Source organism: Halomonas rhizosphaerae (assembly GCF_030010555.1).
In the GTDB taxonomy this organism is placed as follows: domain Bacteria; phylum Pseudomonadota; class Gammaproteobacteria; order Pseudomonadales; family Halomonadaceae; genus Halomonas; species Halomonas rhizosphaerae.
On record NZ_JASCQP010000028.1, the window covers coordinates 336771 to 351312 of the forward strand.

Here is a 14542-nt window from a genome sequence, read left to right on the forward strand (position 1 = left end):
GCCCGCTTCACAAGGTGAAGCTGAGGCTCTCCTCCTTCTGCAACGCCGCGATGGTGTAGGTGATGGTGACCAGAAGGACCTCGGGCTCGTTCGGACCCGGCCCAACCTCCACCTCCAACGTCTTGGGATCGACTTCGCCCGCCAGTGCCTCGGCCAGCGATCCGAACAATCGATTGCGCGCCAGTTCCCACAAGGGCGCAGCGTTGGGTTCGAACACATGCCTGCGCGCGCCGAAGCCGAACTCGGGGCGGAAGACACGCTCGCCGGGACTGGTGAACAGGACCTGCATCACCTGCTCACGGATATGGTCCATCCGCGTCGATGTGGCCGGGCCCTCGCGCTCCAGACGGAAGGGAAACTTCATGTAGGCCACGCGCGGCAGCCGGGTTTCGTGCTGCACCGTCATGACGCCACCGTCTTGATGGTCAGCGCGGCAGGCGTCAGCGGCACCAGCGGCGGACCCGAGGGCGAGCCAGGCGCCGTGCAGGGATGGGTGTGCGAATTGAACATCGCCATGAAGGTCTGCCCCTTGATCAGTGGCTCGCCACCCGCACCGCCCAGGCTGACCGACTGTCCCTCGATCTTGACGGTGGTGCCCTTTACCTCGAGGCCGCCCGCGGACGTGACGATCTCGTTCCCGGCCGCGTCGGCGCAGGCGATGCCCGACGAGGACAGCGTGATCGAGTTGCCGTTGGCGTCCTCGATGACGATCTCGCCCGTCGCCGCGTCAATAGTGACATGGGCGCCGGAGGCGTCGGTCAGGGCCAAGGACCCCTCGTGGTTCAATTCAACCACCGCATCGGCGGCGGAATGGAGCGTGACCTTCTCCGACCCGTCCGTATCATCGAAGACCAGCCGGTGGCCGCTTTCTGTCTTCCAGACCTTGGTTTCCTGACCGGCATGTTCTTCGGGCACCTCGGCGGCCGTGCGCCACAGCGCCCCTGTCCAGATCGGCGCCGAGGCGTCGCCTTCGAGAAATTCGACCAGGACCGCGCTGTCGACCGGCGGCACCGCGACGAAGCCGAAGGCCGCGCCCCCCCCGTAGGGAAAGGCCGGTTCCGCCCATTGCGATTCACTCTCGCCCAGCACGGACGGCACTATCACCTTCACCCGGCCCCGGTTTTCCGGATCGTCGGTATTCGTCACGAAGCCACGGTACTTGCCCCAGTATTTCGTGGCCTGCCTGCGGGCGACATCTTCGAGAAGCTGAAATTCGTCCATCGCACTCTCCTCAGAACAGGCCCCCCAGGGCCGAGGCCGCGCCGCTCAGCGGACTGGTTGGCGCGGGGCTTTCGCCGGTGGCGTTCCGCATCACTTCGAAAGTCTGGGTGTAGCCTTCGGTGTTGAAGGCATGGGAAACCTTGTCGACGTAATAGAGGCCGCCGTATCGCGTCCCCGGTCCGTCAATGGTCACCAGCGTGCCGGGCAGAAGGACATGGCCATAGAGCGAGCCGTCCAACTCGCCCGAGCCGCGCAGCTTGAAGGCGTGCTCGTTGACCAGCGCCTGGGCACGGGCGGTGCGTTCCTCGACCGTCTCGTCACCTTCCGCCCCCACCCGCCAGACCGATGGTGCGCCCAGACCAGCGCCCTCCGCCCCGGCAGGTGTTGTGCCCAGGACCGGCTCGTCCGGGCTCAGCGTGATGACCTCGGGCGTCGCGCCTTCCTCACGTGGGGCCTGGTCGGCGCGGACCTGGTCGGGCGTGTCCCCGGCATCGCCAAGATTGAAGGTCCGGCAGTTAGTGTCCCGGCCGGCATAGACCATGATCGGCGCCTGCGGCGTGCCGTCCAGCCGCTTGGGGCCGAAATAGACCTGGCCTTCGCGGAAGATCAGTTCATACCCGTTCGCCCGCGCGCGTTCGCGCAGGAACTGGATCGGGGTTCCCTCCTGCGACAGCGCGCGGCTGGACTGCCCCTGCCCCGACATTGGATCGACGGCCAGATCCACATCCGAGACAAGCTCGCGCAGGATTTCGAGGTCAGGCATGGGCGTGTCCTCGCCCCAGACCCGGCGCATCTGCTCACGTGACAGGATCGCGCTTTCGTCCTGCACCTCCAATGTCAGCTTGGCCTCCGCGGCGTTGCCGGGATATTCGGGGCTCAGCCGCAGGATGTAGCCGGTCAGGATCACGTCCTGGCGCGTGCCGAAATCGGCACTGACCCGGATCGGCGCCCAGCGAGTGAAAAGACCGCTATCGGCCGCCACCCATTTGCCGTCGCTGCCGCGGCGGTCCTCGATGACGATGGTGCCTGCCCCGGCCTCTTCGCGGCTCATCTGCAGATCGACCGTCGCCACGAGGGGCGCGATGGCGCCGATGTTCTGATAGCCCGCTCCCGCCTCGATCAGGCAGGAGGCCGGGTTGCGGAAGCCCGGGTCCAGAAGCCCGCCGATGGCAGAGAGCGAAACCATCAGCCCGCCTCCCCACGCCTGGGCACGATGATGACCTGGCCGACACGTTCGCGGCCGTTCTCATCCATCGTGCCGGGATCGGTCATGTTGCCGTCCTCGTCATAGTCCGGTGGGCGCGTGTCCCATAAAAGGTCCTCGGGAAACAGGATGTCGGGGTTCGCCTCCACCAGCCAGCGCCAGTCCCGGCTTTCCGAGTAATACTCATGCGCCACGCCGTCGAGCCGCTCCTTCAGCGCCACGGTATGTTCCAGGACCGGATCAGGATGGCGGATGCGTCGAGCGCGCAGGCCACGGAATATCTCCGCCCCTGTTTCCGACCGTTCGAATAATGGGGTGAACTCGTAGGCCGATCCCTTGAAGAATGCCATTCCCCGCCTCCCTCAGAACCCGGTCGCGGCGTTCAGGGCAGTCATCGCGGTCTGACGCACCTTGTCGGCCATGGTGAAGGGGTTGTTGCTTTCGATGACCTGCATCGTCAGGCCCATCTCTGCGCGGTAGGGCATCAGGTTCGGCAGGTGCAGCGACTCCTTCTGGATCACGCCAGTCAGGAAGACGGGCAGCAGTTGTAACCCCCAGGCGAAGATCAGGACCGAAGCCGTTTCCTGCCGCTCGAAGGCGCGCGCGCCGCCGATCCCGAGGCTGGACAAGGTCTGCAGGCCCCCGGGGCCCTGCGATTTCGGCTCCACCATCGAGCGTAGCGTATCGATCTGCGGCTGCACTCCGAACATCGCGGCCACATTGTCGCCCGCGTCCATCCTGTCGGTGGCGTCGAGCAGGATATCGACGGAAAACCCCTCGGCGGCCAGTTCGACGCCCTGAGCGACGCGCGTGGTCTCCAGCGGCGAAAGGAAGTCGTAGCCGGTGCGGTTGCCGGGCGCGTCGCCGGTCTTGATCGTCACCGTGCGCGAACGCGAGATCGACTGCGGGTTGAAGTCGAAGACCAGCGCCAGCGGCGGGATCGACAGCCCGTATTCGAACAGCACGCCCTTGGTCGCTACGGCCATCAGTCCCTCCCCTTCGTGCTGGTGGCAACGCTCCGCCCGACGGCGGCGGCGAGCCCGTGGCCCGAGGTGCCCCGCCCCTCGACTGTGACCGACAGGCGGCGCGGCGCGTCGTCACCCAGTTGGGCGGCCGCCTCGCGCGCGATGTGCCGTGCCTCGTGTTCCGCCACGTGGCGCAGGCGCGGCGGCAGGGTGATGGTCATGCGGCGGATACGAGTCATGCGTCCTCCTCCAGGTGTGCGGCCAGCGCGCCGATCTCGCTGCGGCGGATCTGGCGGTTCTCCTTGCCCAGTTCCGCCCAGACGGCGCGGGCGAGGTGACAAGGGGCAATGGGCGCGTCCTCCTCGGCGGCCAGGACGGCGGCATAGTGCGCCGCGTTCTGGATCGCGCCGCCCGACAGTCGCGCGGCCCCCGCCAGCATCGCCACGTCCAGCGTCGCGCAGCGCGGCGCCCCCGGCGGCAGCAGCGTGGACCACAGCGCCGCACGCGCGTCCGCGTCCGGCGACGGGAAGTCGATCACCATCTGGAAGCGGCGCAGGAAGGCCGGGTCGATATTGGCGCGCAGGTTGGTCGTCAGGATCACCGGCCCCGCATGCCGCTCGAAGCGCGACAGCAGGTGGCTGACCTCCAGGTTGGCGTACCGGTCGCGGGCATCGGTGACCTCGCCGCGCTTGCCCAGCAGCCCGTCGGCCTCGTCGATCTGCAGGAACGCGCGCTTGCCGTCAAGCGCGTCGAGCAGGCGGTTCAGGTTCTCCTCCGTCTCGCCCACGTATTTCGACATGATCCGGCCCAAATCGAGCGTGTAGAGCGCCCAAGGGCTGCCCGTCGCCTCGGCAAGTTCCCCGGCGATGACCACGGCGGCGAAGCTCTTGCCCGTCCCCGACGCGCCGGAAAACAGCGCCAGCGGCCCGCCCGCCGCACGTCCTCCCCAGCCGGCGATCTGGTCGCGCCACTTCAGCCAGGCGGTGAAGTCGCGCAAGGACCGCATCGTCTTCTCGGGAAGGACAAGATCCGGCCATCGCCCCCTGCGGGTTTCCAGGTTAGCCCCCGGCGGCGCGGTGACATCGCCCGAGCGCATCAGCACGGCACGCTGCGCGACGGGTGTCGGCTGGATCATCTGGTAGGGGCCCTCGCCGGTGACCCGCACGAGCCCCGCGGCGACAAGCGGCGCGGTCGCATCCAGCCGGTCGTAGAGCACACCGATCTCGGCTCCGTCATCGAGCATCAGCAGTTCCTGCGCCAGTGCGAGGCTCGGCCAGGGCGCGTTCACCTGCGGCTGCAGCGATTGCAGGCGGGGGCCATAAGCCGGGCGCGCCACCGGGGCCAGCGCCAGCGCCAGGAGATCGAGGTCGATCTGCAGGAAGCCGCGAAGCAGGCCGGTGTCGACCAGCGAGGCGAGACCAGCCCAGACGCCGCGCCCGCGGTTCTCCGCCACTGCCGCGCCGGTCTCGGCGAACCCCTTCGAGAACGCCTCACCAATCTCGACCCCGCTGCGCATCGCCTCCGCCAGCGTCAGCATCATGCCGATCCGGACCCATTCCATGTCGAGGCCGCGAAGGTCGAGTTCCGGGCTTTCCTGCTGACAGGTCATCGCCACCTCACATCACGGTCAGGGTCAGAGCGTTACCGAAGGGACTGTCCGGCACGGGCGCCCCGCTGGCCGCCGGCTGTGCCCGCACCGTCCCGGTGACCGCGCTGGCCGGGACCGACAGCGTCAGCACCGCCTGCGCGTCCGGGTTGTCGAGAAGGGGGGCGCCGACGGGGATGATCTGCACTGCCTGCGGGCTCTCGCTGTCGTCACCCAGCCGCCAGATCACCTGCAGCGCCGCCTCGCCCCCGGCCGGTCCCGCCACGGCCACGGTCGCCTCGGTCGCCGTGGCGAGCACCGAGATCGTGTTGATCAACGTGCCCCCCTCGACGAACATCTGCACCGGCGTCCAGTTCACCGGCGGCGGCGTCACGCCATCGCCCACTGGCACGATGTGGCTGTCGGGTCCCAGATCCTGGAAACCCGCCAGTGCCCTCGCTATGTTCGGCAGGGTGTCGATGATCAGCGTCTCGGGCGGCGCGGCCTCGCCCCTGGGCTCTAGCGGCTCGATCGGGATCAGGGCGAACTCGTAGACGGCTGACAGCCGATAAGCTAGCTCGCCCCCCTGCGTCGTCCAGATATGGTTGATCTCCTCCATCAGCGGGGCCTGCATGATCGCCTCGAGCCGATACTCCTTGCGGTCGGGCGGCTCGGTGATCGCCGCGCCGGGCAGCGGCGGCTCGGTGGGGATCGGCAGGACGGGATGGCTTTGCAGGGCCCGGATGGCATGGCCGAGGATCCGCATGTCGGCATCGTCGGCGGCGTTGTCGATATCCGCCGGGAACGGCGTGAGCAGCGTGTTGATGCGGATGAACTGAGTCTGGTGGGCACCGAGATCGGCATGGAAGCCTGAGGGCGCCACCCGATAGGCGAAGATGTTCAGGACATGGGCCGTCACCCCTGCCCCGCGCGCGATCTCCGAGGCGCGCTGCGGATGCGCCACCGTGATCGTCACCTCCTCCCCGAAATGGCTGTCGAGAAAATCGGCGATGCCCTGCACCGCGACCGAGAGGGACGAGACTGGAACCGGCATCGGGTCAGAGCCTCCTGAGGTAACGCGCGCGGATGGCGCGGCTGCGGTCGGCATTCCGCCCCGCGCCGGGCGCGGCGGCGGGTTCGTGGATCAGCACGTCGAGCTGGTCGATATGGACATCGGGGCGTTTGAAGCGGTCACCGTGCGGTGGCTCGATCGGCGGCGTTCCCGGCATCGCGACGGGATCGAAGGCCGGTGGCAGCGCCGGCGGCGTCCCGTCCGCCACCGCATCCTCACGGCGCAGCGCGGTAAGGGTGGAAGGCTCCTCCTCCTCGCGCATCTCCTCGGGGAAGGGCGCAGTCTCCGGGTCAAGTCCAAGCCGCGATCCGGCACGGCGGAGCATCTGAACGGGCCCCTCTTCCTCCTCCGTCTGGCGCCGGAGGGCTTGCATCTCGTCCTCTTCTTCCGACTCCCGGCGCAGGGCCTGCATCTCCTCCTCGTCCTCCGACTCCCGGCGCAGGGCCTGCATCTCCTCCTCATCCTCCGACTCCCGGCGCAGGGCCTGCATCTCCTCCTCGTCCTCGGGCTGCCGGCGCAGGGCCTGCATTTCCTCCTCTTCTTCCTCGGCCTGACGACGCAGGGGGCGAGCGTCTCGCTCCTCCTCTCGCTCCGCGCAGCGGAGCATCTGCACGGGCTCATCTTCCTCCTCCGCCCGACGTCGGAGGGCGTGCCTCTCATCCTCTTCCTCCGGCTGCCGCCGCAGGGCCTGCATCTTGTCCTCTTCCTCCTGCGGCTGGCGGCGAACCGCCTGACGTTCAGCGTCCTGCTCGGTCTCCGCGGCCGCCGCACGGCGAACGATGCCCTTGGGCGCAATGCCGGTGCGGGACGGCGCGGACCGTGCAGCGAGGCGGGCCAGGAAGCTCATGAGACCCGCCTCCCTCGTGACGGCGGCGTACCCCGTTCGGCGCGGATCAGCTCGGCATAGGCGCGGCGGCGGGCAACCGGAAGATCAAGGATCTCGGGTTCAGTCCAGCGATAGGCAGACGCGATCAAGTGAACCTCGCGCAGGGGCGTCTCGACACCCGGAAACGCGAAGGTCAGCGGATCGATCCGGGCGTGACTGGCCGCCCCGCAATAGGGACAAACCGCGTCGACGCTGTCCGCGACATCGGGCGAGACCGCCTCCAGTGCTGCGTCGATCCGTGCAAGGTCGTGAAGGTCGAACCGGATCGCCTCGGCCTCTGCCGCCTCCGACAGCCCACAGAGCGCAGCAAAGACCCGACGCGGATCTTCGACGTCGCGCATGCCCGCCAGCGCCTCCTCGTGGCCGCCATTCGGGGCCTCGAAACGGCGGTGCCCGAGACTCGTGGAAACCTCCGCGACGGGGAAACCCGGTCCCGCATCGGCGCGCGGGGTGTCGGTCAGGGAAAGACGCAGGTCGAAACGCGCACCGCAGGCCTCGCACGGTGCTTCATACCATTCCCACTGGCCATGGAACCTCAGGGCCGCGCGCTGGAGCAGCCATTCCCGCCCCGCCGCTGAGACCCGCCTCGCCGTTCCCCGATCCGCGGAGACCTCCCCGAACCCGGCACAGAGCGCCGCTAGGATCGTCGTGATCCGCGCCGGTCGCGAACCTGCGCTGCCCGCCGCCTCGGCCACGGCAAGTTCGGCATGCCCGTCCAGCGCGCGATAGCGCGCTGGCGGATATGCCCTGGCCAGGGTTTCGGGGGCCCGGTCCATGACGGATCAGGTCTCTGACGGCTCGGCCACGGCCTCGTCCCGGACGAAACCTTCATGCTGCAACGTGATGGTCTGGATACCCACGGTGTTCATGTTGTTGGCATCGAACTCGGGCAGCGCCTGGAACTCGGACACCCAGGCGCGGCGCAGCTGGTAGCTGATCGCCGGCACGCCCTGCAGGTTCAGCACGTTGATCACGACGTCGCGGCGGTAGTTCACGAGGCTCATCCCCGCGTCACCGTCTCGAACGTTGTTCACGGCATTGGCCCACTCCTCGAAGATGGGATCGTGGGTCAGGCCCTGTTCCAACGCAACGGCCTCGAAGCTCGACCCGCCCGGGATCACTCTCTGGTAGGAGGGATCTCCTGCCGAGCGCCACTTCACCGCCTCGGTGGTGCGTTTCAGCGCGCCCATCTTGGTCAGACCGGCGACGGTCTGGCCGTTGATGACGATCTGGAACTTGAAGGTGCGATACGGATCATAGCGATGCGCATTCGCGGGAAAGGTTGGGGCAGGCATTGGGCCCTCCTGCTATCTGGTTGCGGCGGGTCAGGCCTCAGCGGGACTGACCGACGATCTGCTTGATCTGGACGACGACGAACTCGGCGGGCTTCAGAGCTGCGAAGCCCACCACCACACGCACGACGCCCGCGTCGATATCGGCCTGTGTCATCGTCGATCCCAGTCCACACTTCACGTAGTAGGCGTCAGAGGCTTTCTCGCCCTGGAAGGCGCCCGCACGATGCAGCGTATCCATGAACGCGCCGACATTGGCTCTCAGGCTCGACCAGAGCTTGTGGTCGTTGGGTTCGAAAACCACTGCCTGCAGCGCGCCATAGAGGCTCTCGCCGATCATGTTCTGCGTGCGGCGGACGGGGACGTAGCGGTATTCAGGCTTGGTTTTGGTCGCTCGCGTGCGTGCGCCCCAAACCACCGTCGGCCCGATGATCGCCCGGAAGCAGTTGACCCCGAACTCGTTGAGGTTGTCCTGCAGGTCCGCGCCGATATCGATGGTCGGGCCCACGGCGCCGCGTATCGTCGCCTCGAGCCCCGCCGGGGCCTTCCACACGCCCCGGCGGGAATCGATCCGCGCCCAGACACCGGCGGCGAAGGGCCCCGGCGGAACGCGGAATGTCTTGGGCAGGTTGGCCGCTGTATCGGGGTCGTAATAGGGGTTCGCCACCTCCATCCACGGGTAGTAGAGCACCGTGTAGGGCGACGTCGGCGCGCCCAGGTCCTTGACGTTGGTGGGGCTCTGCAGGCGCGCGGCCCCCACGGGGTCGGGGGGATCGATCAGGACCATGCGATTCTGCATGAACTCCGCATGGGTGATGGCGGCCTCGAGGGCGCCGTTGTCGCCGCCGGAGGTCCAGACCTTGCCGGGCAGCATGAGGATGGAGATGTCGCGGTAGTCGCGCAGATGGATCAGCGCGTTGGTGTAATCGGCATTGGCCGGCGCGCCATGATCGACTCCGCCCGCGAAACTGATGTCCAGCGGCGCCGCAGGGTGGGCGGGCCAGGGCGACGGGTACGGCACTGCCGATCCGGTATCGAAGGCCAGCGCCGTCTCCGCCGAGCCGCCCGAAACCGTGACGGTATTCACGGTCCCGGCGGTCGCGCTCTGCCCGGGAAGAAGCAGAATCGTGTTGTCTCGCGTCACGGCGGCGACGAAATTGGCACGGGCACTCACAGTCGAGGCGCCGCGGGCCTGCGTCTGGATTGCGGCAGCGAGATCGGCTAGCGTCGCCGCGCCGCCCGGGAAGGTCACGACGACCGGCTGGCCGCTCACCGTATCGCCGGTAAAGCTCAGCTCGATCGTGTCGCCGTTGGAGATCGCCGTGGGGTCGAGCCCCGACAGATCGCCGCTCTCGAACCCCTCGATGGCGCCACCACCAGCAGAGGCCACGGTTTCATGCCGGGCGGAGACCAGCATGCTGGCCTGGTCGATGGTCGCGGCGAGGAACTGCCCGCTGGCCGGGTCCAGCGTCATGTCGGTATGCGTTTCCAGCACCGGGTCGAGTCTGCCCTGCCCGTCCGGCACGCCAATCTCGACATCATAGGTCGCCAGAAGCGGGTTGGTATCCTCCACCGCGCGGCTGATCCTCAGCACCATGCCGTCGGCCCAGACGCCCTCGGACCGGGCGGTGAAGTAGAACCCCATCCCCGCATTGACCGGGTCAGTGAAGGCGGCGCTGGAGGCCTCGCCATTGCCGTCGCCGACCGGCACGATATAGGCCTTGGCCCCGCCATTGGCGAAGAAGGACTGCACCGCGAAACCGAAACTGTCTGGGGCGCTGCCCATGTTGCGCAAGCCTCCCGCCGCACCGTCCAACTCGCCGAAGAGACTGGCGAATTGCGCCTGGCTGGTGACGAAGACCGGCTTGCCGTCCTCCTTGTCGTCGGTCACCAGGGCCCCGCGATTTACCCGACCGATGAAGGCCGCGACGGAGGTCGAGGCCGCCTCGATGGCCAGAAGGCCTGATGGCACATGTTCGATATAGACGCCCGGATGCATGTAGTTGGACATGCCGGTTTCTCCTCGCCTTTTGCTGGCCGGGCCCCCTCCCCGGCGCTCGCGAATCGGCCGGACCGCGGATACTGCGCCCTGTATGGGCACAGTCATTCAGCCGGGGATCATGGCCGGATGCGCCACGACTCGCGGGCAGGTTGCGCCGCGCTCTGTCGGGCCTCCAGGCGCGTCACCGTTCGGTTACCCGTCGATCCTCATGTCCAGCGCACCGAACAGGAAACATCGACAGAGATGAAACCGGACATCACAGAAGTGAAATCGGACATCGGACCACCTTTAGCGACAGACAACATCTTGCGCAGACGGTCGGTTCCGCTGCCCGTGACGAACCGTTTCAGAAGTGTAGGAGGTTTAACCGCCGCCGCAATTCATACGAGACACTTACCTAGTGTAATGCCCCGCAAACTAAGCAGTAGAGTTACCCCTCCTCATTCACCGGGCTGAGGTATAAAAGGGGATGGCGAGCAGTTTCTCTTGTAGCATCAAGATGTTCTTGCCAGAAAACGATTCAACAGGACTACTGGCCATGGGTGAAAACCTTTCACGGGTCCATCCGCGTTGAGCTTGACGGCCAGCGCACCACCAGCGACAGCAGTGCGTTGCTGCTGCGCGAAGCACTCGACAGCAGCGGGATGATCGCCGCCCTCAAGGATCATCTGGTCGACCAGCGCGCCCTCGGATCGCGTCTGCCACAGATTGGCCAGTCAACTCCGCACCGTGGTGTTACAACGGGTCATGGGCTGGATCGATCTCGGCAACACCACCACGCTGCTCCGCGATCCACTCTGGCAACTTGGTTGCAAAGGTCGCAGGTTCGAATCCTGTCGCTCCGACCAGAAACATCATGAGAAAAAGCCATTTACTGGTCACGCCGGGTGACGGTTTTTCGTTGCGTGTCATCAAGCTGCCCCCTGGACGTCATCTGACTGACATCTTCCGACGCTAGCCTCGATCAGAGGCATCCTGCCGGGGAGAGTATGTCATGTCCGCGCAAAGGCGTCGGCCACTCAGCCACGATGAAATCGAGTTCCTGGTGCAGTTGGCCAACGGCAACGCCCTGGCCCGCCAACGGCGTCGTGACAGGGAAGCTCACCGTCCACGACCGCGTCATCGGAAAGACGAATAACGCCTGCGCCGCGACCTTCGCCTAGGCTGAGCCATGAAGGCCATTGCCGGGGAGGCGCCAATGAAAGAGCTGTACCTGCTGCGTCACGCCAAGGCAAAGCGCGCCAGCGGCGGCATGCAGGATTGTCACCGCCCCCTGAGCCGACGCGGACAACGCCAGATGGCGGCCATGGCAGGGCCCCTGCAACGCCTGGGTGCCCTGGATGGCGAGATCCACGTCAGCACGACGACCCGCACCCGCCAGACCCTGCTGGCCCTCGATGAGCAGTTGCCTGCGTCATCTCTCGCCGGTCGGGCCCGGTACCCGCATGAGCTTCACACCTTCGACTGGAAGTCGCTACGGACATGGATCACTGCCCTTCCACCGGGCTGCGACAGGATCATCCTGATCGGTCACAACCCGGCCCTGCTCGGCCTCGCCCGCTGGCTCTTCAAGCAGGCGCCCACTGAGTTGCCTACCGGGGGACTGCTCGGTCTCTCCCTTCCCGTGGACAGCTGGCAGGAACTCGGGAAACACCAGGCGGAACGGGTCTCTCGCTTGACCCCGACCGAGACGAGCCACGCGCTGTTCAGGAAACAGGCTCCCCGGCCACCCGACCTCGACCAGGCCAGCATGGACAAGCGGGTCCTCGGCCTGCTCACCCATCAATTCCGCATGGTGAGGGCCCTGGAACCCGGCGTGACTGCCGGCTTCGACCCGGAGTTCCTGCACCAGTACCGCGTCAACCTGCGACGCAGTCGTGCCATCGGGGAGTCCGTGCGGGCCATCGGCCGGGTGCCCGGCCTCAAGAGAGTCCTCAAGCATCTGAAACAGCGTGCCCGGGCCACCAGCGACCTCAGGGACCTCGACGTGTTCCTCGAGACCCTGGACCAGCAGCCACCGTCGGTATCGGAGCAGACCCTCACGGCGGTCCATGACTGGCTGGAGCATCAGCGCCGGGAGCGTCACGCGGCCCTCTCCCACGCCATGGCACAGCCGGCCTACGCGCACGACATGGCGAGGTGGCAGCGCTTGCTCTCGGACAAGGTACTTCGCCGGGCGCTCAAGGCAGTGACGCCGGAACAGGTCGAGTCGGTGCTGGCCGAGCGGATCCTGCAGCATGACACCGACCTGGCAGCCCTTGCCGACGATTCGCCCGACACGTCGCTCCATGAACTGCGCAAGGCCGTCAAGCGCATCCGCTACCTGGCGGAGTTGGATCCCCGGCGATACCGCGCCTTCCTCGCCGGCCTGAAACGGCGCCAGACGCTGCTCGGGGAGTTTCAGGATCTCTGCACCCAGCAGGCCTGGATCCGGGCATGCATCGAGGTGCTGTCCGATGCCGGTCCGTCAGGAAGCGCGCGAAAGGAATGCCTCGGCTGGCTCGACTCGTTGGAGGCACGCAAGGCCGAACTCCATCGGGCGGTCATGGCGCTCGACCCGCTGACGGAGACCGCCAGTTCGCCATGAATGGCGTCGAAAACGCGTGCCTCACGACATCTGCTTGCCGGGGGACGTGACCATTACCCGCGCTCGCCCGACGTGGGCTTGTTCGACAGTGCCTCGGCCTCTCCTTGCCGGCGCCTCGACTCACGGGGCGACAGGCCATAGCGGGCCTTGAAGGCCCGGGAGAAGGAGGAGCCCGAGGTGAAGCCGCAGGCCAGCGCCACCGATAGGACATCCCTGTCCGTCTCGGCGAGCAGATGGCGGGCACGCGCCAACCTCAGATTCAGGTACCAGGCCCGGGGGGACGTGCCGAGGTGCTGCTCGAAGAGGCGCTGAAGCTGGCGCAGGGAGACACCGCTGCGGCTGGCCACATCGGCCAGTGACAGGGGTAGCGGCTGGTGCCGCTCCATCAGCGAGACCGCCTCCACCAGGCGGTGATGATGGATCCCCAGGCGCCTGGCCAGCGACATGCGCTGCTGGTCGCTGCGGGTGCGGATCCGCTCGTGGATCAGCTGCTCCGAGACATCGACCGCCAGGCGCGACCCGTGGCGAAGGGCGATCACCTCCAGGGCCATGTCCATCGCCGCCGTGCCTCCGGCGCAGGAGAAACGCCGCCGCCCCAGTTCGAAGAGTTCGTCGGAGGTCTCGATGCCCGGGAATCGCTCCTGGAAGGCCGGCAGGCTTTCCCAGTGCAGGGTGACGCGCTCGCCCTCCAGCAGGCCCGCCTCCGCCAGCAGAAAACCGCCGGTGTCGAGCCCGCCCAGCACGCAGCCGGCCTGGTCCAGGCGATGCAGCCAGGCCATCAGGGGACGGCTCAGGCCGTCCTCGGGACCGAAGCCGCTGCAGACCGCCAAGGAGGGCAGCTGATGCACCTCCCCGATGGCACGGTCGGCCAGCAGCGTCATGCCATTGGAGGCCGTGACCGGCTCGCCGTCCTCGCTGATCAGCGTCCAGTCGAAGAGCGCACGCCCCGTGATGCGGTTGGCGATCCGCAGCGGCTCCACCGCAGAGAAGAACGCCATCATCGAGAAGCGCGGCAGCAGCAGGAACCCCACGGCTTCGGGCAGCAGCCCATGATACTCCAGGCGCAAGGCGCGTCTCCTCCAACTCACGGCCAGTCGGTGTACCCCCCGGCACCGGACCGACGCGCTACGGTCGAATCCCGTACCAACGCCAAGGAGGATACCCGCTGTCGTCAGGATGATCATCACCCACGGCGAGCCCCGGGGTCGCCCCTCGGCGCGGGGCAATAGCCGCGTCCCAGGGTCGTCCCGAGTGGCTGACCGAAGCGATGGAAGACTGACGACGGCGAAGGCTAGAATGATCGTCAGGCTTACCCACCCGAGGTGTCCCCGTGTCCCGCAACGAGAGAACCATCCTGGCCTTCGACCCGGCCGGCAACGAGTATTTCATCGACATGTTCGTCAGCGTCCGGGATCTCAGTGACCTGCAGCATGCTGGCGCGACCCGCAGCGGCCTCCCCGCCTTTCGGACCCGAGAGGGCCACTCCGTCACTCACCTCGGTGGGGGCGAGTTCGCCGTGATGGTGCCCGGCGAGGAGGAGGCGATTACCGTAAGGACGGAGGATCCCGAGTTCGTGTAAGGGCGCTCGTTCCCCCTTGGCGGGGACCAGGTTTCCACGGCGGTAGCGCCGTTGCATGATCGGGGTCATGCTCCGCGGCGAAACCGTCTCGCCGCCTCGCGAGAACGCTATAATGCAGAATGCGCCATCCCGGCAGCGCCCACCGCACA

Annotated in this window: 15 protein-coding genes and 1 pseudogene; 3 read left to right on the forward strand and 13 right to left on the reverse strand. The window is 67.2% G+C overall.

Annotated features, from left to right (window positions below):
* Nucleotides 1–7: 7 nt before the first annotated feature.
* Genes QLQ83_RS13765 through QLQ83_RS13820 form a run of 12 tightly spaced genes read right to left on the reverse strand, consistent with a single transcriptional unit; the run spans nt 8 to nt 10236 of the window.
* The gene (locus QLQ83_RS13765; protein WP_282736082.1) at nt 8–406 is read right to left on the reverse strand and encodes a GPW/gp25 family protein; all 399 of its coding nucleotides are present in this window, start codon (nt 404–406) and stop codon (nt 8–10) included.
* The gene (locus tag QLQ83_RS13770) at nt 403–1221 is read right to left on the reverse strand and encodes a phage baseplate assembly protein V (RefSeq protein WP_282736083.1); all 819 of its coding nucleotides are present in this window, start codon (nt 1219–1221) and stop codon (nt 403–405) included. The genes QLQ83_RS13765 and QLQ83_RS13770 overlap by 4 nt, the downstream gene beginning before the upstream one ends.
* 10 nt (nt 1222–1231) lie before the next feature.
* Nucleotides 1232–2407: a phage late control D family protein gene (locus QLQ83_RS13775; RefSeq protein WP_282736084.1), complete on the reverse strand. Its 1176-nt coding sequence runs from the start codon at nt 2405–2407 to the stop codon at nt 1232–1234.
* Nucleotides 2407–2775 (reverse strand): hypothetical protein, encoded by a 369-nt coding sequence (locus QLQ83_RS13780; protein ID WP_282736085.1) that lies wholly within the window; start codon nt 2773–2775, stop codon nt 2407–2409. Before QLQ83_RS13780 ends, QLQ83_RS13775 begins: the two co-directional genes overlap by 1 nt.
* Before the next feature lie 12 nt (nt 2776–2787).
* Nucleotides 2788–3411: a hypothetical protein gene (locus tag QLQ83_RS13785; RefSeq protein WP_282736086.1), complete on the reverse strand. Its 624-nt coding sequence runs from the start codon at nt 3409–3411 to the stop codon at nt 2788–2790.
* The gene (locus QLQ83_RS13790) at nt 3411–3629 is read right to left on the reverse strand and encodes a hypothetical protein (protein ID WP_282736087.1); all 219 of its coding nucleotides are present in this window, start codon (nt 3627–3629) and stop codon (nt 3411–3413) included. Before QLQ83_RS13790 ends, QLQ83_RS13785 begins: the two co-directional genes overlap by 1 nt.
* On the reverse strand, nt 3626–4999 hold the full coding sequence (locus QLQ83_RS13795) for an ATP-binding protein (protein WP_282736088.1): 1374 nt from the start codon (nt 4997–4999) through the stop codon (nt 3626–3628). Before QLQ83_RS13795 ends, QLQ83_RS13790 begins: the two co-directional genes overlap by 4 nt.
* A gap of 7 nt (nt 5000–5006) precedes the next feature.
* On the reverse strand, nt 5007–6029 hold the full coding sequence (locus tag QLQ83_RS13800; RefSeq protein ID WP_282736089.1) for a Pvc16 family protein: 1023 nt from the start codon (nt 6027–6029) through the stop codon (nt 5007–5009).
* A 4-nt stretch (nt 6030–6033) separates the two neighbouring features.
* A complete protein-coding gene (locus QLQ83_RS13805) occupies nt 6034–6894 on the reverse strand; it encodes a hypothetical protein (protein ID WP_282736090.1) in 861 nt (286 codons plus the stop codon).
* Nucleotides 6891–7709, reverse strand: a complete 819-nt coding sequence (locus QLQ83_RS13810; protein WP_282736091.1) for a hypothetical protein — start codon at nt 7707–7709, stop codon at nt 6891–6893. Before QLQ83_RS13810 ends, QLQ83_RS13805 begins: the two co-directional genes overlap by 4 nt.
* Before the next feature lie 6 nt (nt 7710–7715).
* Nucleotides 7716–8228 carry a phage tail protein gene (locus QLQ83_RS13815; protein ID WP_282736092.1) on the reverse strand — a complete coding sequence of 171 codons (513 nt, stop codon included), beginning with the start codon at nt 8226–8228 and terminating at the stop codon, nt 7716–7718.
* A gap of 37 nt (nt 8229–8265) precedes the next feature.
* Nucleotides 8266–10236, reverse strand: a complete 1971-nt coding sequence (locus QLQ83_RS13820) for a phage tail sheath subtilisin-like domain-containing protein (protein WP_282736093.1) — start codon at nt 10234–10236, stop codon at nt 8266–8268.
* 490 nt (nt 10237–10726) lie between these two features.
* Here QLQ83_RS13820 and QLQ83_RS13825 point away from each other — a divergent pair.
* A pseudogene (locus QLQ83_RS13825) lies at nt 10727–11052 on the forward strand (transposase); the annotation flags it as partial.
* Between the two features lie 373 nt (nt 11053–11425).
* Entirely contained in the window at nt 11426–12814 is a 1389-nt protein-coding gene (locus tag QLQ83_RS13835) for a CHAD domain-containing protein (RefSeq protein WP_282736094.1), read from the forward strand.
* A gap of 53 nt (nt 12815–12867) precedes the next feature.
* Here QLQ83_RS13835 and QLQ83_RS13840 read toward each other — a convergent pair whose 3' ends face one another.
* Nucleotides 12868–13881 (reverse strand): GlxA family transcriptional regulator, encoded by a 1014-nt coding sequence (locus tag QLQ83_RS13840; RefSeq protein ID WP_282736095.1) that lies wholly within the window; start codon nt 13879–13881, stop codon nt 12868–12870.
* A gap of 263 nt (nt 13882–14144) precedes the next feature.
* Here QLQ83_RS13840 and QLQ83_RS13845 point away from each other — a divergent pair, with 263 nt between their 5' ends.
* Nucleotides 14145–14393, forward strand: a complete 249-nt coding sequence (locus QLQ83_RS13845) for a hypothetical protein (protein ID WP_250058973.1) — start codon at nt 14145–14147, stop codon at nt 14391–14393.
* The last annotated feature ends 149 nt before the right edge of the window (nt 14394–14542 follow it).

Bases quoted from the DNA above. Each gene is read 5' to 3' on its own strand.
- QLQ83_RS13765 (WP_282736082.1), bottom strand. From the start codon at position 406: ATGACGGTGCAGCACGAAACCCGGCTGCCGCGCGTGGCCTACATGAAG.
- QLQ83_RS13770 (WP_282736083.1), bottom strand. From the start codon at position 1,221: ATGGACGAATTTCAGCTTCTCGAAGATGTCGCCCGCAGGCAGGCCACG.
- QLQ83_RS13775 (WP_282736084.1), bottom strand. From the start codon at position 2,407: ATGGTTTCGCTCTCTGCCATCGGCGGGCTTCTGGACCCGGGCTTCCGC.
- QLQ83_RS13780 (WP_282736085.1), bottom strand. From the start codon at position 2,775: ATGGCATTCTTCAAGGGATCGGCCTACGAGTTCACCCCATTATTCGAA.
- QLQ83_RS13785 (WP_282736086.1), bottom strand. From the start codon at position 3,411: ATGGCCGTAGCGACCAAGGGCGTGCTGTTCGAATACGGGCTGTCGATC.
- QLQ83_RS13790 (WP_282736087.1), bottom strand. From the start codon at position 3,629: ATGACTCGTATCCGCCGCATGACCATCACCCTGCCGCCGCGCCTGCGC.
- QLQ83_RS13795 (WP_282736088.1), bottom strand. From the start codon at position 4,999: ATGACCTGTCAGCAGGAAAGCCCGGAACTCGACCTTCGCGGCCTCGAC.
- QLQ83_RS13800 (WP_282736089.1), bottom strand. From the start codon at position 6,029: ATGCCGGTTCCAGTCTCGTCCCTCTCGGTCGCGGTGCAGGGCATCGCC.
- QLQ83_RS13805 (WP_282736090.1), bottom strand. From the start codon at position 6,894: ATGAGCTTCCTGGCCCGCCTCGCTGCACGGTCCGCGCCGTCCCGCACC.
- QLQ83_RS13810 (WP_282736091.1), bottom strand. From the start codon at position 7,709: ATGGACCGGGCCCCCGAAACCCTGGCCAGGGCATATCCGCCAGCGCGC.
- QLQ83_RS13815 (WP_282736092.1), bottom strand. From the start codon at position 8,228: ATGCCTGCCCCAACCTTTCCCGCGAATGCGCATCGCTATGATCCGTAT.
- QLQ83_RS13820 (WP_282736093.1), bottom strand. From the start codon at position 10,236: ATGTCCAACTACATGCATCCGGGCGTCTATATCGAACATGTGCCATCA.
- QLQ83_RS13835 (WP_282736094.1), top strand. From the start codon at position 11,426: ATGAAAGAGCTGTACCTGCTGCGTCACGCCAAGGCAAAGCGCGCCAGC.